At 38.1% G+C, this 25,273-nt stretch carries 23 protein-coding genes and 1 riboswitch; of the genes, 12 read left to right on the forward strand and 11 right to left on the reverse strand.

Going from position 1 to position 25,273, the window contains the following annotated elements:
* Nucleotides 1–270: 270 nt before the first annotated feature.
* Entirely contained in the window at nt 271–1,074 is an 804-nt protein-coding gene (locus CWS20_RS26415) for a glycerophosphodiester phosphodiesterase (protein WP_158237043.1), read from the reverse strand.
* Between the two features lie 53 nt (nt 1,075–1,127).
* Nucleotides 1,128–1,430 (reverse strand): hypothetical protein, encoded by a 303-nt coding sequence (locus CWS20_RS26420; protein ID WP_066196605.1) that lies wholly within the window; start codon nt 1,428–1,430, stop codon nt 1,128–1,130.
* Nucleotides 1,431–1,716: 286 nt separating this feature from the next.
* Between CWS20_RS26420 and CWS20_RS26425 the strand changes: the two genes are divergently transcribed.
* Together CWS20_RS26425 and floT are read left to right on the forward strand one after the other, a co-directional pair.
* Nucleotides 1,717–2,241, forward strand: coding sequence for an NfeD family protein (locus tag CWS20_RS26425; RefSeq protein WP_066196608.1), 525 nt, complete (start codon nt 1,717–1,719; stop codon nt 2,239–2,241).
* 15 nt (nt 2,242–2,256) lie between these two features.
* On the forward strand, nt 2,257–3,798 hold the full coding sequence (floT, locus tag CWS20_RS26430) for a flotillin lipid rafts scaffold protein FloT (RefSeq protein WP_066196610.1): 1,542 nt from the start codon (nt 2,257–2,259) through the stop codon (nt 3,796–3,798).
* A gap of 178 nt (nt 3,799–3,976) precedes the next feature.
* Here the strand turns inward: floT and CWS20_RS26435 are convergent, their stop codons facing one another.
* The 3 genes from CWS20_RS26435 to CWS20_RS26445 are packed head-to-tail and all read right to left on the reverse strand — an operon-like array spanning nt 3,977 to nt 6,977.
* Nucleotides 3,977–4,870 (reverse strand): glycine betaine ABC transporter substrate-binding protein, encoded by an 894-nt coding sequence (locus tag CWS20_RS26435; RefSeq protein WP_066196612.1) that lies wholly within the window; start codon nt 4,868–4,870, stop codon nt 3,977–3,979.
* A gap of 11 nt (nt 4,871–4,881) precedes the next feature.
* Entirely contained in the window at nt 4,882–5,724 is an 843-nt protein-coding gene (locus CWS20_RS26440; RefSeq protein ID WP_066196615.1) for an ABC transporter permease, read from the reverse strand.
* On the reverse strand, nt 5,724–6,977 hold the full coding sequence (locus tag CWS20_RS26445) for a quaternary amine ABC transporter ATP-binding protein (protein ID WP_066196617.1): 1,254 nt from the start codon (nt 6,975–6,977) through the stop codon (nt 5,724–5,726). The genes CWS20_RS26440 and CWS20_RS26445 overlap by 1 nt, the downstream gene beginning before the upstream one ends.
* Before the next feature lie 325 nt (nt 6,978–7,302).
* Between CWS20_RS26445 and CWS20_RS26450 the strand changes: the two genes are divergently transcribed.
* From CWS20_RS26450 to CWS20_RS26460, 3 genes are all read left to right on the forward strand, one after another.
* A complete protein-coding gene (locus CWS20_RS26450) occupies nt 7,303–7,842 on the forward strand; it encodes a GbsR/MarR family transcriptional regulator (protein ID WP_066196619.1) in 540 nt (179 codons plus the stop codon).
* Nucleotides 7,843–8,329: 487 nt separating this feature from the next.
* The gene (locus CWS20_RS26455; protein WP_083957353.1) at nt 8,330–8,434 is read left to right on the forward strand and encodes a YjcZ family sporulation protein; all 105 of its coding nucleotides are present in this window, start codon (nt 8,330–8,332) and stop codon (nt 8,432–8,434) included.
* Between the two features lie 50 nt (nt 8,435–8,484).
* Nucleotides 8,485–8,631 (forward strand): YjcZ family sporulation protein, encoded by a 147-nt coding sequence (locus tag CWS20_RS26460; RefSeq protein ID WP_083957354.1) that lies wholly within the window; start codon nt 8,485–8,487, stop codon nt 8,629–8,631.
* A 51-nt stretch (nt 8,632–8,682) separates the two neighbouring features.
* On the opposite strand, the gene CWS20_RS26465 is transcribed toward CWS20_RS26460, so the two are convergent.
* Nucleotides 8,683–13,011 (reverse strand): S8 family peptidase, encoded by a 4,329-nt coding sequence (locus CWS20_RS26465; protein WP_066196622.1) that lies wholly within the window; start codon nt 13,009–13,011, stop codon nt 8,683–8,685.
* 685 nt (nt 13,012–13,696) lie between these two features.
* Here CWS20_RS26465 and CWS20_RS26470 point away from each other — a divergent pair.
* The 3 genes from CWS20_RS26470 to CWS20_RS26480 are packed head-to-tail and all read left to right on the forward strand — an operon-like array spanning nt 13,697 to nt 15,642.
* Nucleotides 13,697–14,230, forward strand: a complete 534-nt coding sequence (locus CWS20_RS26470) for an RNA polymerase sigma factor (protein ID WP_101226456.1) — start codon at nt 13,697–13,699, stop codon at nt 14,228–14,230.
* Nucleotides 14,223–14,801 carry a hypothetical protein gene (locus CWS20_RS26475; RefSeq protein ID WP_066196625.1) on the forward strand — a complete coding sequence of 193 codons (579 nt, stop codon included), beginning with the start codon at nt 14,223–14,225 and terminating at the stop codon, nt 14,799–14,801. The genes CWS20_RS26470 and CWS20_RS26475 overlap by 8 nt, the downstream gene beginning before the upstream one ends.
* A gap of 10 nt (nt 14,802–14,811) precedes the next feature.
* The gene (locus tag CWS20_RS26480; RefSeq protein ID WP_066196626.1) at nt 14,812–15,642 is read left to right on the forward strand and encodes an MBL fold metallo-hydrolase; all 831 of its coding nucleotides are present in this window, start codon (nt 14,812–14,814) and stop codon (nt 15,640–15,642) included.
* A gap of 656 nt (nt 15,643–16,298) precedes the next feature.
* Here CWS20_RS26480 and CWS20_RS26485 read toward each other — a convergent pair.
* The 5 genes from CWS20_RS26485 to CWS20_RS26505 form a co-directional block, all read right to left on the reverse strand.
* Nucleotides 16,299–16,547: a hypothetical protein gene (locus tag CWS20_RS26485; RefSeq protein ID WP_066196629.1), complete on the reverse strand. Its 249-nt coding sequence runs from the start codon at nt 16,545–16,547 to the stop codon at nt 16,299–16,301.
* 250 nt (nt 16,548–16,797) lie between these two features.
* The gene (locus CWS20_RS26490) at nt 16,798–17,529 is read right to left on the reverse strand and encodes an ABC transporter ATP-binding protein (RefSeq protein ID WP_066196632.1); all 732 of its coding nucleotides are present in this window, start codon (nt 17,527–17,529) and stop codon (nt 16,798–16,800) included.
* Nucleotides 17,526–18,293, reverse strand: coding sequence for an ABC transporter permease (locus CWS20_RS26495; protein ID WP_066196635.1), 768 nt, complete (start codon nt 18,291–18,293; stop codon nt 17,526–17,528). Before CWS20_RS26495 ends, CWS20_RS26490 begins: the two co-directional genes overlap by 4 nt.
* On the reverse strand, nt 18,293–18,583 hold the full coding sequence (locus CWS20_RS26500) for a thiamine-binding protein (protein ID WP_066196637.1): 291 nt from the start codon (nt 18,581–18,583) through the stop codon (nt 18,293–18,295). Before CWS20_RS26500 ends, CWS20_RS26495 begins: the two co-directional genes overlap by 1 nt.
* A complete protein-coding gene (locus CWS20_RS26505) occupies nt 18,583–19,587 on the reverse strand; it encodes an ABC transporter substrate-binding protein (protein ID WP_066196639.1) in 1,005 nt (334 codons plus the stop codon). Before CWS20_RS26505 ends, CWS20_RS26500 begins: the two co-directional genes overlap by 1 nt.
* 117 nt (nt 19,588–19,704) lie before the next feature.
* Nucleotides 19,705–19,817: riboswitch (TPP riboswitch) on the reverse strand.
* A 214-nt stretch (nt 19,818–20,031) separates the two neighbouring features.
* Here CWS20_RS26505 and CWS20_RS26510 point away from each other — a divergent pair.
* From CWS20_RS26510 to nhaC, 4 genes are all read left to right on the forward strand, one after another.
* Nucleotides 20,032–20,670, forward strand: a complete 639-nt coding sequence (locus CWS20_RS26510; RefSeq protein WP_066196643.1) for a cell wall hydrolase — start codon at nt 20,032–20,034, stop codon at nt 20,668–20,670.
* Between the two features lie 410 nt (nt 20,671–21,080).
* On the forward strand, nt 21,081–21,272 hold the full coding sequence (tatA, locus tag CWS20_RS26515) for a twin-arginine translocase TatA/TatE family subunit (protein WP_066196645.1): 192 nt from the start codon (nt 21,081–21,083) through the stop codon (nt 21,270–21,272).
* A 361-nt stretch (nt 21,273–21,633) separates the two neighbouring features.
* A complete protein-coding gene (locus CWS20_RS26520; RefSeq protein WP_066196648.1) occupies nt 21,634–23,208 on the forward strand; it encodes a peptide chain release factor 3 in 1,575 nt (524 codons plus the stop codon).
* Between the two features lie 431 nt (nt 23,209–23,639).
* Nucleotides 23,640–25,028: a Na+/H+ antiporter NhaC gene (gene nhaC, locus CWS20_RS26525; RefSeq protein ID WP_066196651.1), complete on the forward strand. Its 1,389-nt coding sequence runs from the start codon at nt 23,640–23,642 to the stop codon at nt 25,026–25,028.
* Nucleotides 25,029–25,273: the final 245 nt, after the last annotated feature.

Raw genomic sequence — 25,273 nt, forward strand, 5'->3', positions numbered from 1 at the left:
GGGTGCAGTTCAAATCAGAAATTCGCATGATAGTTCGGTTTTTTCATTGGCTGAAATACTTCTGTTCCAGCCTCGGGCTGTAAAGAGATACTCATGTAAATAATAAAAGATGAAGGGTTTGGGGATTTTTCGAGGGCTACCGCTCTCCTTCCGCAGGGCGAGCGTCGAGCCATTAGTGTAGTGTATCGACAGTCTCGCTACTCTCCCGTAGGAGTCGAGCGGGTACCTATCCAAATCCAACTATATTTACTTATTATCACTTTCTTTACTTTAGCTTTTTTCATTATCGAAGATTTCAAGATAATTTGTTACAATCCCATCAATCGGCCATCTTTTAATATGTTGTAATTCATTATAGGTGTTCACGGTCCAAACGATTGTTTTTAGATTTTCTTCATGAAGGCTTTTCATTAGCTTTTGATTTACCATTGTCCATTTTGGATTTAAATACTGTATATGTTTGGCAAACCTAGTGATATCCTTCTTATGAAGCGGATAATTTATTAATAGGCCTATAGGGATTTTAGGAAGAAAAGATTGAAACTTTTTCAATGACTGCAAGTCAAAGGATTGGACGATAATTTCTTCCTCATTAAATAGTTGATTGCTTATTTCCTTTGCGACAAGCTGTTCTATACCAGGATAGTTCGAGGGCTTTTTAAATTCGATAAGGAGGCCAATCTTACCTGAATACTTAGTTAAAACTTCTTTGAAAAGCGGGATTCTTTCCCCCTTAAATGCTGGAGAAAACCAACTTCCTGCATCGAATTTTTGCAGCTCGTTATACGTGAAATCCTTTACTTTTCCTTTGCCATTTGTCGTGCGGTCAATTGTAAAATCATGTATGACAACAATATGGTTGTCTTTAGTTAATTGGACATCAATTTCGATATATTCTGCACCTAATTCGACTGCCCGTTCGAACGCTGCAAATGTATTTTCAGGGCATTCCCCTGCTGCGCCGCGATGAGCAATTTTCATAATAGAATGAGAGTGCAACTGCTCACGTTTAATATTTATCATCATATTTAATTTCGTTGAAAAAGTAGCTATTGCCTTTCTTACATATTTCAATAAAATTCTCCTCATTTTTTTGTGCTTATAATAGGTGATTTCCTATATAGAAGTCAATCCCAATCTTCATATTTTATGACACCGCCCGTTAAATCGAGCGTATTTCTTTCCCCTTTATAAATAAGCTTGTCATCTTTCTGAACAATTAAATTTTCATAGGTGAATACTTGCTTTCCAGAGGGAAGCTCAATGATAATTTTTTCACCTAAATCCTTTTTCGGCGCTTCGATAACTATGCTGCTTTTTGCATAAATATAAATTCCGATCATCACAGCTGCACATGCCAGGATAAGGATAAGTGTCATGCTTGCAAATTGATTTTTAGGTTTAGTGTGATATTTTTCAAATCTGGACAAAACGAATTCCCTCCCTTTTACTGCTAAACAACATATGCTGGAATTTATAAATGATGACATTTTCTGATAGAATGAACAGGTTTTACTAGCTGAGAAAAGTGATATTTGTGCTTAATGAAAAAGAATTGAAAAAAATGAAACATTTTCAAATTTCAATCGTAATAGTGGTATAGGGTAAGAGGTTTGCATTCGGAGGGGAGTGTTTATATGAGTGATCCAACAACAGTGGCTTTACTGACATAAAAGCATCGTTATAAAAAATATGAATGAATAGGAATGCATGCGCATGGAATTATTTGGATTACCTATTGAAACTATTTACTTATATGCCCTGATTATCTCGGGCAGCCTGATTATTTTGTATTTATTTTTCGGCGATATTGTCGAAGGAGTAGGAGAAGCTAGCGGGTTTATCAATCCAGTTTTGATTCTTGCCTTTATAACATTTATGTCTGCAGCTGGATATATTCTCGAATTTTTGACTTCATGGAATAGCCTATTGATCGCATTGGTTGCTGCCGGAATTGCACTTGTACTTGATATTCTATTGAATGTCTTTGTTCTCATTCCGATCTCATCTGCGGAGGAATCGCTTGTGTATACAGAGGATTCTTTAAGAGGACGGGTCGGATTAGTGATTCTTCCGATTCCTGAGGATGGATTCGGGGAAGTGCTAATTGAAAGCTATTCAGGGAGAATTTCAAAAACGGCTGCCAGCATAGATAATCAGACGATTGCTGAAGGTCAAAAGGTGCTTGTTGTAGAGGCAAAAGATAATACAGTCGTAGTAATGAAGCATGAAAATTTGTAATAGGGAGGATTCTATATGTTAATGGTTTGGGTAGTGGCAGGAATTGTTCTATTTTTAATTATTGCCTTATTAGGAGTTTTTGTAACAAAATATCGCACGGCAGGTCCGGATGAAGCATTAATTGTAACCGGCAGCTATTTAGGCAGTAAAAATGTCCATATAGATGAGGCAGGCAATAGAATTAAGATAATTCGCGGTGGAGGTTCATTTGTATTACCTGTTTTTCAACAAGCAGAACCGTTAAGCCTGCTTTCAAGCAAACTTGAGGTATCAACACCGGAAGTCTATACAGAGCAAGGCGTTCCAGTTATGGCAGATGGCACAGCAATTATTAAAATCGGTGGTTCTATCGGAGAAATAGCTACTGCTGCCGAACAATTTTTAGGGAAATCCAAAGAGGATAGAGAAAACGAAGCGAAGGAAGTTTTAGAGGGGCATTTAAGATCAATTCTAGGTTCAATGACAGTTGAAGAAATCTATAAAAACCGCGATAAATTTTCTCAGGAGGTTCAACGTGTTGCCTCTCAAGACTTGGCGAAAATGGGTCTCGTGATTGTTTCTTTTACAATTAAAGATGTTCGTGATAAAAATGGCTACTTAGATTCATTAGGAAAGCCGAGAATCGCTCAAGTAAGAAGAGATGCAGACATTGCCACAGCAGAAGCAGAGAAAGAAACGAGAATAAAACGGGCGGAAGCTGACAAAGATGCGCAGAAGGCTGAGCTAGAAAGAGCAACAGAAATTGCTGAAGCAGAAAAAGAAAATCAAATGAAGATGGCAGATTACAGGCGTGAACAGGATATAGCTAAAGCGAAGGCCGACCAAGCATATGACTTGGAAACTGCCCGGGCAAAGCAAGAAGTTACAGAGCAGGAAATGCAGATTAAAATTATTGAAAGACAAAAAGCGATTGAATTAGAAGAAAAAGAAATTTTAAGAAGAGAAAGACAATATGATTCTGAAGTGAAGAAGAAAGCAGACGCAGATCGCTATTCTGTTGAACAGGCTGCCGAAGCGGAAAAACGCAAGCAAATGGCAGAAGCAGATGCCCATCAATACCGGGTTGAATCTGAAGCTAGAGCAGAGGCGGAGCGCGTGCGTGCTGACGGTCTTGCTAAAGCCGATTCTCAAAGGGCACAAGGGGAATCTGAAGCAGAAATCATTCGCTTAAAAGGTTTAGCTGAAGCGGAAGCGAAGAGAAAAATTGCAGAAGCGTTCGAACAATACGGCCAGGCTGCGATAATGGATATGGTCTTAGATATGCTGCCGCAATATGCGAAGGAAGTTGCAAGTCCATTATCCAATATTGATAAAATTACAGTTGTTGATACTGGCAGTGATGGAAAAAACGGCGGTGCCAATAAGGTTACGGGCTATGCAACAAACTTAATGTCAACGATGCAAGAATCATTAAAAGCATCATCAGGCCTTGACGTGAAAGAATTGTTAGAAAACTTCTCCGGTAAATCTAATATCAGAGAAAGCATTGATCAATTGGCTACCGGTTTAAATGAAGATAAAGGGAAAGCAATGACCATCCCTAACGAGGAAAAGTAAAGTGGATAGAAATCTTTTTCAATGAAAATAAAAAACAGCGGAGATAATGATTAATTATCTCCGCTGTTTTATTTAGCTAGAAAGAAGAATAACCTAAATTTGGCTTCGAGTTAAAAGGTCATATAAGTAAAACTAAGGCAGTTGCCGGGAGGGCATGGCGAATGCCAAGTTTTTCTTATTATTTTTCGTCTTTCAAATCTTCAATTGAATCGATATCCATATATTCTGGGACAACTAATCCAATCTTCGTTCCTTCTAAGTTTTCACCAAGGTCCTCAAATTGACCATCAAATTTCTCATAGTAGTCAGCATGGGTGAGCGGTAACCAGCCGGCAACATGTGCATCAAGGCTGCCTTCAGCAACACCGGCCCACATTGGCCCTGCTTCAACTTGGCTTAATGTTACATCATAACCAAGATCAGTTAATACTTTGCCAATCACATTTGTACTGGCAATTTCAGTATCCCAAGCTACATAGCCAAGTGTGATTTTATCACCATCAACTTTTTCTGCACCTTGCGTCCATTCTGATACTAAGTCTTCGTTTGCTTCAACCCAATCAGCTGCTGCTTTTTCTGGGTTTTCGCCATCTGTTATTTTAACCATTACTTCGTTCATTGCATCTTCAGACCAGTTAAATTGGTCTAAAACTTTATGTGCAGAAGGGTGATCCTCTGCAAGTCCATTTCTTGCAATGGTATGAATATTTTCTTCTTCACCAAATGATCCTTTTGGATCTTCTAAATATTTCAAATCAAAAGCGGAGAACTTCCAGTGTGGGCTCCAACCAGTTACTATTATAGGTTCTTCTTTGTCATAAGCTTTTTTAAGGGCAGCAGTCATAGCAGCGCCAGAGCCTTCAACTAATGTCCAATCATTAAGCTCATAGTCCTCCATCACACCTGCTGCAGCCTTCATAATTCCAGCACCGGGATCGATACCAATAATTTGGTGATTCACTTGATCTCCGACTGAAGCATCCTCATTTGTCGCACCATCGTTAGAACCGCATGCTGCTAAACCTAATGCAACTGCAGGGACCATTAAAAAAGATAGCCATTTTTTTTTCATCGTAATACCCCCTAATTTTTTTGTTTCTTAGTACCAATATTTTGTGTAATCCGGTCAAGGATAATGGCCATAACCACAATCGCTAAACCAGCCTCAAAACCTCTTCCAATTTGAATTTGTGTAACTGCTCGATAAACATCTGCGCCAAGCCCAGGTGCTCCGACCATTGAAGCAATAACAACCATAGAAAGTGAAAGCATTATACTTTGGTTAATACCTGCCATGATTGTGGGCATAGCAAGCGGCAATTGTACTTTCAATAACCGTTGTTTTGATGTTGAGCCAAATGCTTCTGTCGCCTCGATAATATCGGTTGGCACTTGCTTAATTCCTAGAATCGTCAATCGAATAGTCGGAGGGACCGCAAAGATAACTGATGCGACTACTCCAGGAACAACGCCAATGCTAAAGAAGAAAATAGCAGGGATTAAATAGACGAATGCAGGCATTGTTTGCATAAAATCCAAAATTGGTGTAATCACATGCCTTACAGTACTTTTTTGCGATGCCCAAATACCTAATGGCAAACCGATCAATATCGTAATAATGACAGCAGTAAGGACGAGTGAAAGCGTCTGGAGCATGCCATCCCAATAACCAATATTATCAATGAAAAACAGCCCTATTAAAGTAAATAATCCAATTCCTCTACTGGCAAGCTTCCAAGCGATTAACGCTAATACAATCATAAATAGAAAGGATGGTACAACGGACAGCACAGAATATAGCCCGTTTACAATGCTTTCTAATGCGACGGTAATACCATCAAAGACGACAGCAAATGTAACAGTTAACCAATCAACAAAAACATCAATCCAATTTGCTACTGGGAGCTTAGGTAATAATCCTTCCATTAGTTCAGCACCTCCTTAGCAAGCAATTTAGAGGTGAAAACCTCATTTTCAAAATCATTTATTGCCTCATTATTACCTGCCAATGCACCAATAACAGCACCTCTTACTAAGATTCCGAGCAGGCGCTTATTAGCATCAACAACTGCAACCGGAATAGAAGCGGTTGATACTTGATCAAATAAATCTGTAAGTAATGTTTCTTCGTCAACCATTTGGATATGTGTATCGAGAATGTCTTGAAGAGTTTTGCCATTCTCTGCAGCATTCTTCGCATCTGCAGCCGTGATTGCGCCTAGCAGCGTTTTCTTTTTATCAACCGCATAAATGCTTGAAATGCCAAGTTTCCTCATCAATTGAAGAGCCACGCGGGGACCTTTATCGATTTGTACAGTTTCCGCTCGTTTCATTACATGCTTAGCAGTTAGGACTTTTGAAAGGTCAACGTCTTCAACGAATCTTTCAACATATTGATTGGAAGGATTCATAAGAATTTCTTCTGGTGTACCAATTTGCACAATTGAGCCGTCTTTCATTAATGCAATGCGGTCTCCGATTCTTAATGCTTCATCTAAATCATGAGTGATGAAAACAATCGTTTTTGACATAGATGATTGCAGCTCAAGCAATTCATCCTGCATGTCTTTGCGAATTAAAGGATCCAGTGCACTGAATGCCTCATCCATTAGGAGGACATCAGTATCATTGGCTAAGGCTCTCGCCAAACCAACGCGCTGCTGCATACCGCCGCTTAATTGATCTGGGTATTGATTTTCGTACCCTTCAAGACCTACTAGTCTTAAAGATTCCAGCGCTTTGTTCTTTCTTGTTTCTTTCTCCATTCCTTGAATTTCTAATCCATATTCTGTGTTCTCTAATATGGTTCGATGAGGGAGAAGGGCAAACTTTTGAAAAACCATACTAATTTTTTTTCGTCTTGTTTCTCTTAGTTCGTCCTTCGACATTTTTGTAATGTCCTTGCCATCAATGGAGACAACACCAGAAGTTGGGTCAATCAATCTATTTAATGTCCGAACTAAAGTAGATTTGCCGCTGCCGGACAATCCCATAATGACGAAGATTTCACCTTCGTATACATCGAAGTTTGCTTGGTTTACACCAATGGTTGCACCAGTTTGCTTAAGAATTTCATTTTTATCTTTACCTTCTTTTAACAACTGTGCGGCTTTTTTGGCGTTTTTACCAAAAATCTTTGTAACATTTTGCACACTTATTTTTTTGTTCCGTTCATTCATTTTTCCACCTCGTTCTATTTACCTGTGAAATGCGACCTCTCAATTGTAGGATTAATCTTACCTTTAGGGCAAAGCGTAGATTCGAGCATAATCCACTGTTTAGTTTGTACAGTAAAAACTGTACGAACTGAACAATGTGTATTCTTATAAATCCTCCTGTTTCCTCTATATAGCTCCTATGTCGAATTCTTTACAATCATGTAAAACATGTTAAGCTAAAAAATGTGAAAGTTAAGGGTGTAATAAATAAGCACGATAATTTCGGTGCCTATTTAGGCGGATTAACTTTAATTGAAAGATAGATAACGGGTGGGATAATGTAGAAATGAGTGAACAAGAGAAGCTTGACCAAGCGCGTGAAAGAGTAATAGAGACGGTATCCCAAAATATGAATTTATATGGAATAGCCCCTTCAATCGGCCGTTTATATGGAATGCTCTATTTTAAAAATACCCCAATGACTTTGGATGAAATGAAGGAAGAGCTTGGGATGAGCAAGACAAGCATGAGTACGTCAGTTAGAAGTCTCCTTGAGCTAAAGATGGTTGAAAAGGTCTGGAAGAAAGGGTCACGAAAAGATCAGTACCGTGCAGAAGAAGACTGGCATCAAACCTTTGTTGATTTATTTACAACTAAATGGCGGCCGAGTATTTCGATGAATATTGGTGCCATTGAGAAGTCAATTAAGGAAATGGAACAGATTATCACTGAAAAAACGGCAGATGCTGAAGTTCTAAACGCAGCCAAAGCGGATATTAACAAATTATATGAGGCTTTAGCTTATTATGATTGGCTAGGTAGATTAGTAGACAGCTTTGAATCAGGTGAAATTTTTAACCTTGTCCCTAAAGAAAAAAATGAATAATCAAGTTAACACCGCTTATGGATGAAGCGGTGTTTTTTTAACGCCAAAAGAGCTATTTGCAGTAAATAAACGATTGGTCATTTTGTTCTCTTTCCTTAAGAAATAATTTTTCCACAGTAGTTCGAATAGTCGAAGGCATAATCTCGGGACAACGATGTGGAAGCTCTTTCCTGAAGGGAACAATAGCCAAATTAAACATAGTTTTCATATATAAATAGAAGCTGAAACCTGTCAAAGTCAGCAAACATCGCGCCATTTTTAATTATGGAAACAGCAATAAAATGTAGGAAGCTGCCATTGTAATTTGCCCAATTTTGTAGAAATTTGATGTTCATTCAGCTTGCTAAAGCATTGAAATTGAAGGAGAGAAAGGGAGCTGGAGTGGATAAGCCTATAGATGTTTGCCCTAAAAATGTGCATTTGACTATCGCACATATAGGGTAAGCTGAATAGGATATATAGAATCAAATAAAGGAGGTCATTTAAAATGTCAGAAGGATTTGGATGTGGCGGAGGCTTCGCACTCCTAGTAGTATTGTTTATCTTGTTAGTAATCATCGGAGCTTCTTGGGGATACGGTGGTTGCTGCTAATTAGCAGGACATTAAAATAACTAATAATAATAATAGGAGGAGATTTTTCTATGTATGGATATGGTGGCGGCGGTTGCTGTTATGGTGGATACGGCTATGGTGGCGGCGGTGGTTGTGGATTCGGCGGCGGTTTTGCGTTAATCGTTGTTTTATTCATTCTGTTAATCATCGTTGGTGCAGCATGCTTTAGATTTTAGAGAGAAAAGAGAGGATGCTTATAAAGCATCCTCTCTTCCTTTTACATAAGATCAGTCAATTGGAGAATTAATCCAAAGCTTACCTTCAGCAATTGCGCGTGTTTCATTACCGTAGCCGTCTTTGACTTTTACTTCAATTTCAGCTCCTGGTGCAACAACGTTTGAAGTCGCTGTGTAGTATCCAACATAATGACCTGGTGTTGTTTCCATAATAGGAAGGTCATTCACATTTGAGGCCTGAGATTTTAAGTTAGTTAATGGCATTTTAATTGCAAATGTAGCCTTTAAGCCAGGCTCACTATCAAACTCAATCTTAACTGTTTGACCTGCATTTAATTGTCTGTCCTCTCCAGGAAGAAGATTTTCAATTTCAGGTGCAGTGTATTTTGCATCCACAGTAACAGATTTGATTGTTTCATTGCCAGCTTTATCTGTAGCTACAACTGTAATTTCATTTTCACCTTCATCCAAAAGGATGCGTAATGAGTATTTGCCATCTGTTACTTTTGCTTTTTGGCCATTGACTGTAACTGTATCAAGGTTATCATCAGAGATCGTTCCTTCTACTGTTACGGTTTCTTTATTTGTTTTAGAGTTGTCTTTAGGACTTGTGATCGCTAATTCAGGTGCTGCTTGATCAAGTGTAATTTTCACTGCTTCTGATGGATCTGTTTCGCCCACATCACTTACTCCGGTAGCTGTAAGGACATTCTCACCTTGTGATAATGTAACGTCTACAGAGAATTTTCCATCTGCATCAGCTGCAGTTGTTCCAGCTTCGTCATCACCATTGTAAACTTTTATATCGACATTTGGTTGAGAAGTACCTTCAACTGTAACGATTTCTTCTTTTGTAAAGCTGCCATCAGCAGGTGCTGTAATAACTGGAGATGATAGTTCATAATTTACAATCGCACGAATCATATAGTTTCCTTCAGCTGTTGGAGATGGTGACCATGCTCCGCCAACTAATTGGAAGTTGCGACCGGAATTTGTGCCGTTTTCATCAGTGCCTAGTCCAGGTGCATTTGGATTAGGGTCAGATTGGATGTAGACCATGAAGAAGTCGCCATCAACTGTTACTCCTTCACCAGCTAAATCAACTTGAGTCCATTCTCCATTACGAAGAGCGGTTGCATCAATAGGGCCAGCTAATCTTTCTCCAGGCGTTCCATCATCTTTAGCATCATGGATAGCTACTTGGAAGTTAGTTCCTCCAGGTGTTGGCCATGAAGTATCCCAGAATCGGAATAGACCGCCAGTTACCATAGCTGATTCCTGACCTTCTTCAAGTGACATTCTTACACCCCAGCCATTGCCGGCATCATAGAATGCACGCGCGTTTTCCGCAGTTCCATCATCATATCCGATTTCACCTTCGAACCCGATAAATGGTTTTAATTCTACATTTACCTCAACATCAGAACCATCAAGAGTGACTTCAATGTCTTTGCTGGAATAAGAATTCGCCATTACTCTTAATGTGTAATCGCCATGGTAAGCTGATAGTGAATATTCACCATTTGCATTTGTAGTAACAGGTGTTACTTGAGCATCTTCAACAATTAAAAGAGTGGCGTCTTCAATTGGCTCTCCAGTTCTTTCATTTGTTACAGTTCCAGAAACAGTTCCTTTAGGAAGCTCATCAAGAACGAAGTTTGCAATTGCCTCTCCATCTGCCGCTACATCGACAGTTTGTGTTTCTGAGCTAAATCCATATGCTTCTGCACGTACATTGTATTCACCAGCAGCATGCATTAATTGGTATGAACCGTCAGCAGGATTAGTGTTTACAGATCTGCCAGACTCAAGGACACTTACTTTCGCACCAATTGGAAGTGCCATAGGTACAGCTTTTTCTTTTGCTTCTTTGGCAGATTTTTTATCTGTACTTGGTTGGATTTTGTTAGCATTGACTTCTTTTTTGCCTTTAGCTTCAGCTTTGCTATCGGCTTTAGTTTTAGCTTTGCTGTCAAAACCGATATTGCCAGTTTTAGAAGCAGCTAAAGGTGTGTCTGAAAGACTGACATCATCAATATACCAGCCAGGTCTAACGACTGAACCATCAGATGTTAGGTTAAAGCCAATATAAATTCTTTCGCCGGCATATTCACTAAGGTCAACTTGACCGTCAATCCAGCCATTAGATTGGTTTGTGATACGAGCTAGCTGCGTCCAGTTTTGTTGATCTGTTGATACAAAGACATGACCGAAATCCCAGTTATTTTCAATGTTATACCATTGTTTGAACTGTAAATAGCTGCTTCCATCAGGTAAATCGATAGGAGGCATCGTTAAAGTCATGTTTGCGCTGTTTCCATAATCGCCAGCAAGGCCAGTTGCATATACTTTTTCACCGGAGAATGCACTGCCTGGTCCAGAAGTTGGTGCACCCCATTCCCAAATGTTTCCTGATCCGAAAGAAGACCAGCCAGTTGGCGTGGATTCGAAATCAGTAGAATAGCCGACTGTAATACCAGGCTGAACAGCTACTTCAAAAGTTTCAGTTTCGACTGCATTACCGCCAAAGTCATTTACAATCCATTTGTAAGAAACAGATGGCACATCGATGTCACCGCCAGGAATAACGGCAGTAAATGTACCTTCTTTATAGTTGCCTGATGATCTCACAGCAGAAACTGTTTTCGTACTGCCATCAGCAGCAACATATTCAAGTTCTACACTTGTAATACTTACATTATCAGAAGCAGTAAGTTCTAAGCTCAAATCCATACCTGCATATGTTTCTTCTGGTGCAGTGTGCTCAGCTACTGGTTCTTCAGTATCTTCACCATCTTTAGACACAGAACCTTTAATCGTGCCGAGTCCTGAGATAATTGAATTAACGGCATCATAAGCATTAACTAAACCATAACCAAAACCGTTGTTTGGAGATTCTGGATATTGGTTATTTGTTAAAGGTACAGCTGTTGAAGTAATAATTTCTTCCATATCCTCAATAGAAATGCTTGCATTTACTTGTCGAAGTAATGCAGCTACGGCGGCTACGTGCGGACCAGCCATAGAAGTTCCATTCCAGCCGCCTTCATAGCCGCTTCCTGGAACGGAAGACCGAATATTTACACCTGGAGCAGAAATTTCAGGTTTCAATATACCGCCATAAGGTGAAGGTCCTTGTAAAGAGAAACCTGCTAAATTATCGTTAATATCTGTTGCACCTGTTGTAAATGCTTCAGGTAGGTTTCCAGGGTTAGCAACTGATCCCGGACCACCTGGATTAAATAATGTAGTGTTACCTGCAGAGAATTCTGGGAAAATTTCAGCCGCACGCCAAGCTTGAACGACTTGTCTGTACCAGTCATCTACTCCAGGCCCGCCGCCCCAAGAGTTATTTACAACATCTGGAGCCATTGCAGGGTTTGGATTCCCGTTCTCATCGGTAGGTGCAAGAATCCATTCACCAGCAGCAATAAGTTGCGCATCTGTGCCACTACCAGCAGCATTTAATGCTTTTGCAGCAATCCATTTTGCACCAGGAGCTACCCCAACTTGATTTGCTCCGTTTGGTTCAGCACCGACCATTGTTCCAGTAACATGAGTCCCGTGACCATGGTCATCATATGAATCAGAACGATTTGAAGTGGCATCAAAGAAGTTGTATTCATGATCAGCTGAACCAGTTGCGGCATCATAGCCGCGATATTTTTCTTTTAACGCTGGGTGATCCCATTGAACACCAGTATCAATGGAAGCAACTACTGTACCGGACCCATCAATACCCATCTCCCATACCGCAGGTGCGCCGATATGATCGATATTCCATTCGATGGAATTGATTTCACCAGCTTTTTCCGCTTTAGGAGCTTCTTCTACCGTTGGTGTATGTAGCTTTCTAGTTTCATTCGGTAGAATTTTTTCTACTTCTGGGAAAGTAGCGATTTTCTCCATCACTGCTTTTGTTGCAGTAACGGCCATTGCATTTACAATATAAAAAGATTGAATGTCATTTGCTTTACCTGACTTTTCTTGTTTTTTAAGGAAGTCATTAACGCTGCCTTGAGACTCAATCGCTGTTGCTCTTAAATCTGAAACAATTGAAGATCTTTTCATGTATTTAGCTTGTGCAGCAGATTGCTTTTGAGCTGAAGCCGCTTTTTCTGCTTTTTTAGCTGAAGCAACAGGATCTGCTTGTTCTTTAAATTTAATTAAGAAGGTGACTTGATCCTCTTTGTCAAATTCTTTAGTTAATGATTTACTAATTTTGTTTTGGGCAACTTCTGCAGCTGATTTTGCAACGGAAGTACTAACTCCCTTGTTCGAATCAGCTGACCCGATGCTTGGAAACATCATAGGTACGATTAAGAAAGCAATCATAAAGATGCTAAGCCATCGGTAAGAATTTTTTCTTTTTCTTCTCAAAACAATTCCCCTCCCTGAATTTTAAATGATGGGCTCTTAAAATAAATATTAACTAGAAAATGTTCACCTCCTATGATTTAGTGGAAAGGAAATCTTGATTAGAATTCCTTGCCTCAATTTAAACTGTAGCTAATAAAAAGGGGTGAAGTTGTCGGATTATGTCGAATATTTCGTTCGCTTTTGTAAAATGAGTTAATCGTAATAGAGAACAAATCTTAAATTAGTGCAAAGGGAATTGTAAAAGGTGAAAAAATTAGCTAAAAATCCTCTTAGCAAGCAATTTTCATTATGAAATAATAATAATATTTAGAAAATTAAGTATTTAGTAATTGTGTTAGGAATTCTTCCAGAAGAATTTAGTTCATTTGAATAGGTTCATTCGATAGGTGAAAAACGGCATAGATAAAAAATGTAATGGGAAAAATCCAAACAATAGTCCTGATTTATACAAGATTACAGAAGAAATACTTAAAGATTAAAAATAGTTCACTGAAAAAGCACTATTGCATTTAAATGAATAAAAACAGTTCATAAGTTATATGTTGATCAATTGGGCAGCCGAAAGGAACCATATAATAAAAATGACAAACCTCACGAAAGGATGTTAATTATGATGTTAACTTTACGGATAAATGTCTGAGTATTAAAAAAATATTACTCTTTCATTAAAAAGGGGGTTAAAAAATTGGTAGATGGGGGCGAAGAGTTTAGCCAGGTGTATGATGAGTATAGTGACAGAATTTTTAGCTACATTTTCCTATTAGTAAATAATCGCGCCACAGCAGAAGATTTAACCCAGGAATCTTTTATCAAAGCGTATCAGAGTTTTAATCAATTTAATGAAGAGTCGCAACTGTACACATGGCTTGTTAAAATTGCAAGAAACACAGCGATTGATTATATAAGGAAAAAATCTAAATATCGATACTTGCCGTTTGATCTTAAAAATCTTTACTCCGAGCAGCAATCACCAGATGAAATTTTATTGAAGGGCGAAAAAATTACTATATTATATGAAGCGATTAACAGATTAAAAATGGATTATCGTGAAGTGATTGTATTAAGGAAAATTAAGGAATTCTCCATAAAAGAATCTGCAGAAATTTTAAATTGGAAAGAGGATAAGGTGAGAATTACTACTCTAAGGGCTATAAAGGCGCTAAAGAAAGAACTGAAAAAAAGGGGAGAAGGTTTTGAAGAGGTACTCTCAAATGGATGACGCATTAAAGGAACTAGATTCTATCCATAGAAAAATAACGGCAAAAAACAAGTCTTTTCAACAAATAGAAAGTAAACTTGCACATAATAATCAGCAAAAAATCATATCAAAAAGGATTCCTTATTATATGACCTCAGTTGCAACATTACTCATATTTTCATGCTTAGTCTTATGGAAATGGGATGATGGCATTGGACGGGCAGATAATTATCCTGTCTTATCTTCAACTATAATGGAGGCGATTATTGCAACAAATCATTCATATGATAGTTTTCAGCCGATTGAATATATGTATAAAAAAGACTATGCTATTTCCAGCAACAATGAATGGCTTGAATTGTTGCATTCATTAATTACCAATGCAGAAAGGGTCGAGGAGCAGCCGATTGGGAAAAATATGTATGATTGTTTACTGCTATTAGAAAACAATGAAAATATTAAGCTAAAGATATGGATTGAAGATAATGATTTATATTTTATGGAATGGAATAAAAAAATAGTTTATAAAGCAAATAACGCTGAAAGCGAGCAAATTATGGCAGGTATACAGCGAATAATTGAAAAAGAGTAGGGTTGTTTGAATGATTATATTTGAAGATAAACAAGCGGTAGTTTTTCAAAGTGCATTATTTAAAGTATTATCAACGGTTATTTTTACTGAGGATGCAGTCATTGTTGTGGATCCTGCGATGCTGCCTCATGAAGTAAATGAGATAAGGGCACTGGTGGATGAAAGAATCGCAGACAGGGAGCTCATTGTTATTTTTACTCATGGGGATTTTGATCATATTGTAGGATATCCGGAATTTAAAGATGCGATGAAAATTGGAAGCTTAGGAATGGACAAGCATGCCAATAAAAGAGAAAAGGTACAGTTAATAAATGATTTTGATAATGAATACTATATAGACAGGTTGGGTGAGAGAGAGTATCCGGAGTTTGATGAAGTGATCGATCATGATGGGCAAACCTATCAAGTAGGTTCTACAAAGCTGACTTTCTATTTAGCTCCCGGCCATACTTCAGATGGATTATTCACCGTTTTGGAATCACATGGCATATGGGTTGCTGGTGATTATCTATCTGATTTTGAATTGCCGTTCCTGAATGATCGTTCGATTGCTTATAAGAATACATTAGAAAAGGCGAAGGAGATTTTAGCATCTTATAATATTCGTTTAATGATTCCTGGGCATGGCAGCCATACAACTGACCAGAAGGAAATCTTAAAAAGAATCCATATGGCCGAAAAATATATTTATGCTTTAGAAGAGGCTGTAATTAACAAGGATATGGATAAGATTGCTGAGCTTGGAAAACAGCATCCTTATCCATCAAGCTTTACAAAGAGCTGCCACGAAGAAAATGTAAAAGTTATAAGGCATGAAGTAAAAAAGCCGAATGATAATTAGTTCGGCTCAGGCTTTAGAGAAACTCATTTTAATAACTCCGAGACTTACCACTCACTTTTGAACGGGGCGTGCGTCGAGCCGCTTCAGCGCAGAACTGCACGCGCCAACTATTGGTCGCTCAAAAGATTGGGATCTTTTTATAAAAAGACTATAAAGTTTACACATTCGTACCCATAAAATGCAGCAACGTCATTTGCAGATAAATAAGTTGAACTGATAAACTTTTCTCTTCTAGTGAAAAGCTCGCTCATTTTTTGCTGACTACGCATAATTTTGGTTTCAGTTATGTGTCTGAATAGAGCGATCTGTCACTTTAACTGAGGATTAAAGTAACAATCGAGGCCTGAGTAAAGTAATCCGTCATTTTATCTGAGGTTTGTGACAATCAAGGAAGTAGATATTCGTTACTATAATAACTAAAAGACCATGTAAAAATAAATAAGGACTGAGTCCGGTACAATACCGAACTCAGTCCTTGGTTGCATAAATATTGTCTAACATTTGGGGCGCACTTTACGCCATGTAGTGTCTCGACTTTCTCTCTACTCTGAGCAGGAGTCGAGAGAACACCTCTCCAAATCCAGCCAAATTTTCTTATTTTCACTTTCGAACTGTCATTAGTTTGTCTTTTTTAGAATGATTGGTAATTCTTCATCTTATTGGATGATACAATGTGGGCTCCAAAATCCTTCAATACAAACTTTAAAATATCCTGAATAGCGAAATTTAGTACAATACCAGCAAAGCTGATCTGATGTTCCTTCTTCCAATTGTTCACCAGGAACAACAATCGTTTCATTGATTTCCCCATTAAAATCACTTGCTTCAATAGATACAGAGCTACCAAACAGCAAAATCGAGAAGCAGCAAAGAAGAATTATTGCCAACTGTTTAAACTTGCGCAAAATCCATTCCCCCAGTATATATATTTTTAATAAATTTTACCGGTTATTGCCAATGAGAAACATAGGAAAAATTGAGGATTTATTACAAAAAACACATTTTATCGTAGATTAACAGGCCGTAAGGCTCCACTTCGGGAGTTTAGAGAAATTGAAGAAGCTTAGGTGGGGGATAACTACCTGTCAAAGCGCGATTGGTTCAACTAACAATCAGTGGGGGATGGAAGAAAACCCACATGATTGAAGTTTAACTTTATTCTGTAAGTGCACGATAAATATCTTTTTTACATTGAAGAAAATCACTATCAAGCATAATATCTCCCTGCCTCGGTCTTGGGAAGGGAACATGATAGCTTCCTTTTATTGATGCAGGTCTATTTGAGAGAATCACAATTTTATCAGACAAGTAAAGAGCTTCTTCTATATTATGAGTAACAAACAGTATGGTTGGCTGGTGCTGTTCCCATATGTCAATTAACCAGCGCTGCATTTCTGCTCTAGTTAGCTCGTCCAATGCAGAGAATGGTTCATCAAGCAAAATAATTGGCTGTGGACTTAATAAAGCGCGTATAAATGCTGTCCTCTGCTTCATGCCTCCGGATAATTCATGGGGGAGGGAGTGAATGTATGTGCCTAGCCCCGCTTTTGTTAACATTTCTGCGGCTTTTTCTTTATCCACATTTCCTTGCAATTCCTGACCGAGAACGACATTATCCAAAATAGTTCGCCAAGGCAACAGCGATGGTGATTGCGGCATATAGCTGATGCTGCCGCGCTTTCCATTAATTTTTTGCCCATTCATGCTGATAATGCCGTCATCTGGTGTAAGTAAACCGCCAATCATATTAAAAATTGTACTTTTTCCACTGCCAGAAGGGCCAATAATAGACACAAACTCCCCTTTCTTGACGGTTAAAGATAAATCATTAATGACATTGTTCTGTCCAAAGCTCTTTCTTATTTGCTGCAATGACAGCAGTGTCATTCTTTTTCCTCCTCCTTTATTCTCCAGCGTATGAATCTCTTTTCAGCTATTCGAATGATTGCGAAGAATAACATACTAATAATCATAATGGCGAAAATTGCCACGAACACCCTGTCTGTTCTAAATGAAGATGATGCTAAAGTCATATACACGCCAATTCCTGTTTGCGCACCAAGCCACTCTGAAATGACAGCTCCCATCACACTGTATGTAGCTGAGATTTTTATTCCAGAAAATAATGATGAAAGTGAGTAAGGGAGCTCAAGCTTCCAAAAAAGCTGTTTACTGCTTGCACCAGCCATCATCATATACGTTTTTAAATCCTGTGGAGTTTGTTTAAAGCCGTCTAGTGCAGCAATTGTGATAGGGAAAAAACATACTAGCGTAATAACAATCAATTTCGGTAAGAGGCCAAATCCAAACCAAACAACCAATAAAGGTGCAAGTACGATAATCGGAATGTTTTGCGATAGGATGAGCAGCGGATAAACAGCTTCTCTTAAAAAAGGCACAACATGCAACAACATCGCGGTTAATAATCCGATTGATGTACCGATGATAAATCCTAAAACAGCCAACTGTACAGTAGAAAACATGTGACCGGAAAAATTGGACCAGCCTGTAATCGCTTCATGTAATATTGCGGTTGGTGAAGGCAGAAACCATTCAGGTACGTCTGCCAGCCGTACAATTATTTCCCATAAACTTAATAAAAGGAGGAGTACAACAAAAGGACTCCATCCTTTTGGTAACCGCTTCTTCATTAACGATATTTCTCCGTTAAAGTCCCTAAAGTAATACCTTCAGGCTGATATAATACCTTTACTTGCGAAATAACGTTGCTGCTGCCAATTTCAATCATTCTTTTATTCATAACAGCAACTATTTCCAATAGCTGCTGTAGGTCGCCTTCCATCGTTGTTTCTAATGGATGAACTTCATAATTGACTCCGGATTGTTCAATGACTTTAATTGCTTCATCGACATAAGGAATGACATCCTCACCATTTTTGGTTTTTGGTATAATTTGAATACTGACTAAAGCGTTCGCCATTATTTATTCTCCTTTGTTGGTAAAAAGTCGTTAGTAAATGCCTTCTCAGCTTCTAATGGCTGATCAAGCAACTTATTATCATACATCCATTCAGCATAGTTTTCCCACACAGAAAGCTTTTGTTCTCCCCATTGTGCTGCATCATCCTGATAACGAGGTGACAGCCATTCCTGACTTGCTTTTACGAGTTCTTCATCTAAATCAGGGGCAGCTTTTAATAATATATCTGCTGCATCGCTAGGATTTTCGATGGCAAATTCATACCCTTTTGCAGCGGCTTTAACGAATGCCTGTACAGTTTCAGGATCGTCAGCAATCATCTTCTCATTCGTTGCAATGACAGGAGTATAATAATCAAGCTTTTCCGTATAATCGGTAGGGTAAATCATATTAATTTCTTCACCACGAAGTTCCGCTTCCACACCAGTCCAGCCGTAATAAATCCACGTAAAATCTACATCCCGTTGTACTGCTGTGAAGAAATCAGAATCACCAATATTAACAATTGAAACCTTTTCAACGTCAGCACCTTCAAGCTTCATTAAAGAATTGATGACAGATTGTTCAACAGGCGATCCCCAGCCTCCATATGTCTTACCTTCAAAATCTTTTGGTGCGGTAATATTTTTATCGGCAGGAGAGGCAAAGCCTGATGTATTATGCTGGATGACTGCTGCTACAGATACGAGTGGCACACCTTGGACGCGCGCCTGAGTAATTCCTTCCTGATAGCTGATACCAAAGTTCGCTTTTCCAGATGCAACTAACTGGTCGGCCCCTGCATCTCCCGGCATAATAATATCAACATCCAATCCTTCCTCAGCAAAAAAACCTTTTTCTCGTGCAACATATAAGCCAGTATGATTGGTGTTAGGTGTCCAATCAAGCACAAATGTAACTTTTTTTAATTCATCTTTTTGGTTGTTTGATGAATCATTGTTGTCGTTGGCTCCACAAGCTGTCAGCAAAAACAGCGTACATAAAACTGCAAACCACTTCTTCATGTGGATTCCTCCTTTGTCTGTAATTCTAGTATGGTGTGTTTTTCCTAATTCTAATAGGAAAGGAAAATAAAAAACGCCCAGAGGACTAAACCTAGGGCGCACATCATCAACGATATTTTTGTTAAAGAATATGTTCCCTACGCTGCTATGAAGCAGATCAGGTTCAAAGGGTTATCATCTAATTCGGATGAATTCTCAACCGGCGCATACCGGTGCCCCTACATTTGTTATATTCAATTTGGATAATAACTATAAGCGTTTTTTAATTCCTCCATCATTATAGCAGAAGTATGTAATAATACCAGTTTTTTTTATCAATGGCTATTATTCAATAAATTTCCTGAGAAACCATGGAAAACATTGTGTTTGAAGTGAATGTCCATAACATGTTAGTGTTATTGATATTCTTTTTATTTTTTAAATACTAACGATGGAGGAGAAATTATGAAGACGATTGCAACAGTTTTTGCAGCGGTCACATTGTTTTCATTCCATTTCATACAATCAACAGATAAGCGCATCTTTGCTCAAACTTTAGATGAGTATAATATATATATGGTTAAAAAGGGTGAGTCCCTTTTTGATATAGCAACTCAATTAGGTGTGTCAGAAATGGAAATTCAGCAGATGAATTTTAAAAAGACCAGCAAAATAAAAGTGGGCGAAAAATTGGTTGTTCCGGAAAAAATGAAGCAGGAACGATCACAAGAGCCGCCAGCAAAATTGTCAGAGAATGAACAGGATCTTTTGGCAAGGCTTGTTCATGCTGAAGCAAAAGGCGAACCATATGAAGGTAAGATTGCTGTAGCAGAAGTTGTCCTAAATAGAGTGAGTGATGACCGTTTTCCTGATAGTGTAAAAGAGGTTATTTATCAAGATAAACAATTTCAGCCAGTAGACAATGGAAGTATTAATAAACCAGCTGATAATGAGTCTAAAAAGGCAGTAACGGAAGCTGTAAAACAAAGTGGGAAGGAAGATGATGATTCCGTTTTCTTTTATAACCCTGACATTGTAAGTAAAACATGGCTGCAAACAAGAACCGTGACAAAGGAAATTGGAAACCATCGATTCGCAAAATAAAGCCCTTTAAGTGTCTGGCTGTAGAGAAACTCATCTCTAAAATAAGAAAATAACGGTTTGGGATTCTCCAAGTCTTACCGCTCGCTTTTTAACGATTCGAGCGTCGAGCCGCTTTAGAAGGTCTCGACTGTTTCGCTACACGAGCACGTGTCGAGCGGACACCTCTTCAAATCCAACAGAATGTTCTTATTTTCACTTTTTAAACACTCCGGCCCTTCATTTGAAGGGTCTTTTTTAAAATAGCTGATGTGGCAGCTTATAATCGCAGCTTCGTGCTGTGCTATTACATATTTATAATAATCTTTTGAAAAGTATAATAGGACTTGCCTTTATACCTTTTTCTACTATAATGTAAGGTGAAACCTAAAAATAGGCAGCTGGATAAAGTCACAATAGAAGGAGTGAGCATTGTGCTATCAAATATTGGTGTACCAGGCCTCATCTTAATTCTTGTATTAGCATTAATTATCTTTGGTCCGAAGAAATTACCGGAAATAGGAAGAGCAATGGGTGAAACATTAAAAGAATTTAAAAACTCAACAAAAGGTTTAGCGAATGATTCTGATGATGACAAAAAGAAAAAGACGGATTTAGAAAAATAACATATTGAAATGGATGGGGCTTTCCAATCAGTCGATTTTCGGCAATTGGAGAGCTTTTTTATTTTTAAGGAGACATGTGAGGATAACCTTAGATATGACCACTCTTTAGTATATTAAATAGGTTGAGATTGATTGATTTTAAGGAAATAAAATAATGACAATCATTTATATAATGAAAACATCATTGCAAAGTTTTCATTACAACGATAAAATTGAGGGTATCGCAATAAAAGAGGCTATTTTGGCTAATTTGAAAAATATGAAGTAATAAGGCTTTCGCAACAAGGTTTAGCGAAAGTAATATTTCTAATCATACGGCCTAAACGATTTAAAATTTTTATGTAATAAGTGAGGAATTTACATGTCAAATTTAAAAGATGAAGTACTATCAAGACGTACTTTTGCAATTATTTCCCACCCGGATGCCGGTAAAACAACTTTAACTGAAAAGCTTTTACTTTTTGGTGGTGCGATTCGTGATGCGGGAACTGTAAAAGGTAAAAAAACTGGTAAGTTTGCAACTAGTGACTGGATGGAGATTGAGAAACAGCGTGGTATTTCTGTTACCTCAAGTGTGATGCAGTTTGATTATAATGGTGCGCGTGTCAATATTCTAGATACACCTGGTCACCAAGATTTCAGTGAAGATACGTATCGGACGTTAACAGCTGTAGATAGTGCTGTTATGATTATCGATTCTGCTAAAGGGATTGAGGAGCAAACATTAAAGTTATTTAAAGTATGTCGGATGAGAGGCATTCCTATCTTTACATTTATGAACAAGCTTGATCGCCAAGGGCGTGCGCCCCTCGAGCTATTGGCTGAGTTGGAAGAAGTAATGGGCATCGAATCTTACCCAATGAATTGGCCGATTGGCATGGGTAAAGAGTTCCTCGGCATATACGATCGTTTTAACAATAGAATCGAACAATTCCGAGTGGAAGAAAATGACCGTTTTGTTTCTTTAAATGAAGATGGGGAAATCGATGGCGACCATACGTTAAAGGAATCTGGACTCTATGATCAAACATTGGAAGAGATTATGTTATTGAATGAAGCAGGAAATGAGTTTTCACGTGAAAGAATTGCAAATGGAGAACTTACACCAGTATTCTTTGGAAGTGCACTAACGAACTTTGGTGTGCAAACATTTTTAGAATCTTATTTGCAGTTTGCACCGGCGCCACAGCCCCGCCAATCAACCGAAGGGGAAATTGACCCGTTGTCAAAAGATTTTTCCGGTTTCATTTTTAAAATTCAAGCGAATATGAACCCTGCACATAGAGACCGAATTGCATTTTTACGAATTTGTTCAGGCAGATTTGAGCGCGGGATGAATGTCAATGTGCCAAGGATAGGCAAACAAATAAAGCTTGCCCAGTCCACTCAGTTCATGGCAGATGACCGCAGTACTGTCAACGAGGCAGTTAGCGGAGATATTATTGGCATTTATGATCCTGGTACGTATCAAATAGGAGATACATTAACAACTGGAAAAAACCAGTTCCAATTTGAACGACTTCCACAGTTTACTCCTGAATTATTTGTTCGTGTTACGGCCAAAAACGTAATGAAGCAAAAGCATTTTCATAAAGGCATTCAACAGCTTGTTCAGGAAGGTGCTATTCAATTATTTAAAACAGTAAAAACGGATGAATACTTATTAGGAGCGGTAGGGCAGCTTCAGTTTGAAGTATTCGAGCATAGAATGAAAAACGAATATAACACAGAAGTGCTCATGGAAAGACAAGGATCAAAAATTGCCCGCTGGGTAGATGGGGATGAAATAAACGAGAATCTTTCTAGTGCAAGAAGCTTGCTTGTAAACGATCGCTATGAAAAGAAAGTATTCTTGTTTGAAAATGATTTTGCCCTTCGTTGGTTCCTGGATAAAAACCCTGATGTAAAACTGTATAACCCGATGGATCAAGAATAAATTTTGAGTCCCCGCAACACATTTGGTTGCGGGGGTTTTTATATTTAAACAATAACTCTCCAGCTTATAATTATTTTGAAATAATTTTTCTTGACATAGTGAATAATGAAGGGTATAGTTATATTTACATTATTCTTTAACACATAAAAGCGTTTAAGTAAAATAGTAAATTCATATATTAATGCCTGCAGATTAGTAGAATAAACAATTGCAAAAACTAGAGACTGAATGGATGCTGGGAATTCAGGCTTTGTTTATTTGAATTACAACTGCGCAAGTTTGGGCAATATTTAATTAAGAGGGTAAGCATCAATGCTTATCAATTAGGGTGGTACCGCGGAGCTTTTTTCGTCCCTAACATGGCGAAAGGCTCTTTTTGTGTTGGAAAATTCAAGAAAATGTAATATGCCTTCAGGAGGGAGTTTGAAAAAATGCATCAAGATGAAGCTGTAATAAAAATCAGGCCGATAGAGGCATTTATATTAACGTTACTTATCTTGGGAGGAATCAGCTATGCAATTATATTCGCAGAAGCGCCACCTCATGTGCCGGTTGTATTATCAATTATTGCCTTAATTATATACGGCATGATTAAAAAAGTAAGCTTTAAGGAAATTGAAGCAGGTGTAATAAGCGGAGCTAAATCAGGTATTGGTGCTGTTTTTCTTTTCTTTTTTATCGGAATGTTAATTAGCAGCTGGATGGCAAGCGGAACAATTCCTACTTTCATTTATTACGCATTGCAAATTGTTGATGCCAATTATTTTTACGCAATTTGCTTTATCGTATCATCCATTATTGGAATTAGTATTGGCAGTTCACTTACGACAGCAGCGACAATTGGAGTTGCTTTTATGGGAGTGAGTTCAGCATTAGGGCTATCAGATGCAATTACGGCAGGAGCGATTATCTCAGGAGCATTTTTCGGAGATAAGATGTCTCCATTATCAGATACGACTAATCTTGCTTCAATGACTGTTGGCGTAGATTTATTTGAGCATATAAAGAATATGAGTTATACGACGATTCCGGTTTTTATTATGACCTTAATTGCCTTCATCTTTTTATCACCAACTAACCAGACTGAAACGGATTTTTCTAAGATAGAAGCATTACAGGCTGGACTTATTCAATTGGACCTTGTTCAATGGTATGCGCTTATCCCATTTTTGATATTAACGATTTTGGCAATTAAGAAAATACCAGCGATCATTACATTATCAGCTGGGGTTCTCTCAGCAGTAATTATTTCATTTTTTGTACAGTCAGAAATGAACCTAAAACAATTAATGGCCATCTTATTTAATGGCTATGTCTCTAATACAGGAACAGCGGAGATAGATTCCTTGCTGACACGCGGAGGAATGGAGAGTATGTTTTTCTCGATATCCCTTGTTATGCTTACTTTAGCAATGGGCGGACTATTTGTAAAACTGGGCATCCTCAATTCCTTATTAGAAGGTATAAAAAAGTATTTAGTGAAAACTTGGGCATTAATTACGACAACTGCCGGTACAGCGATTGGAATCAACTTTATGCTAGGGGAACAATATCTTTCAATCTTATTAACAGGTAATACGTATAAGGAGTCTTATAAAAAGGCCGGATTACACCCGAAAAATCTAGCGCGTGTGCTTGAAGACTCTGGAACGGTGATAAACCCTTTGGTACCTTGGAGTATATGCGGCGTATTTATGACAACCGTATTAGGAGTAGAAACTTTAGAATATCTTCCATTTGCACTATTTTGTTTGCTTAGTCCAATCGTTACGATTATTTATGGAATTACAGGGTGGACAATCAAGAAGCTGGATGATTAAATGTTTGTTACCATGAGCAACCAGTCAATACGGATGACTGGTTGCTTTTTTATTTGAAAATATATTAATAAGTGAAAGAAGAATAGGAGAAGTAGAAAGATAATTAGATCAGTTTATTTTTTGTTTACACTTTTCTTCCTTTTTTACATTAAAAATGAAAGAGGTACTTATTTGTCATTAAAATGTATTGTTTGTCTTTGAAATTTGGCTGTATACCCCTAGAATTTTCTATTTTTATCCGAATA

The organism is Cytobacillus horneckiae, assembly GCF_002835735.1.
Taxonomy (GTDB): domain Bacteria; phylum Bacillota; class Bacilli; order Bacillales; family Cytobacillaceae; genus Cytobacillus; species Cytobacillus horneckiae.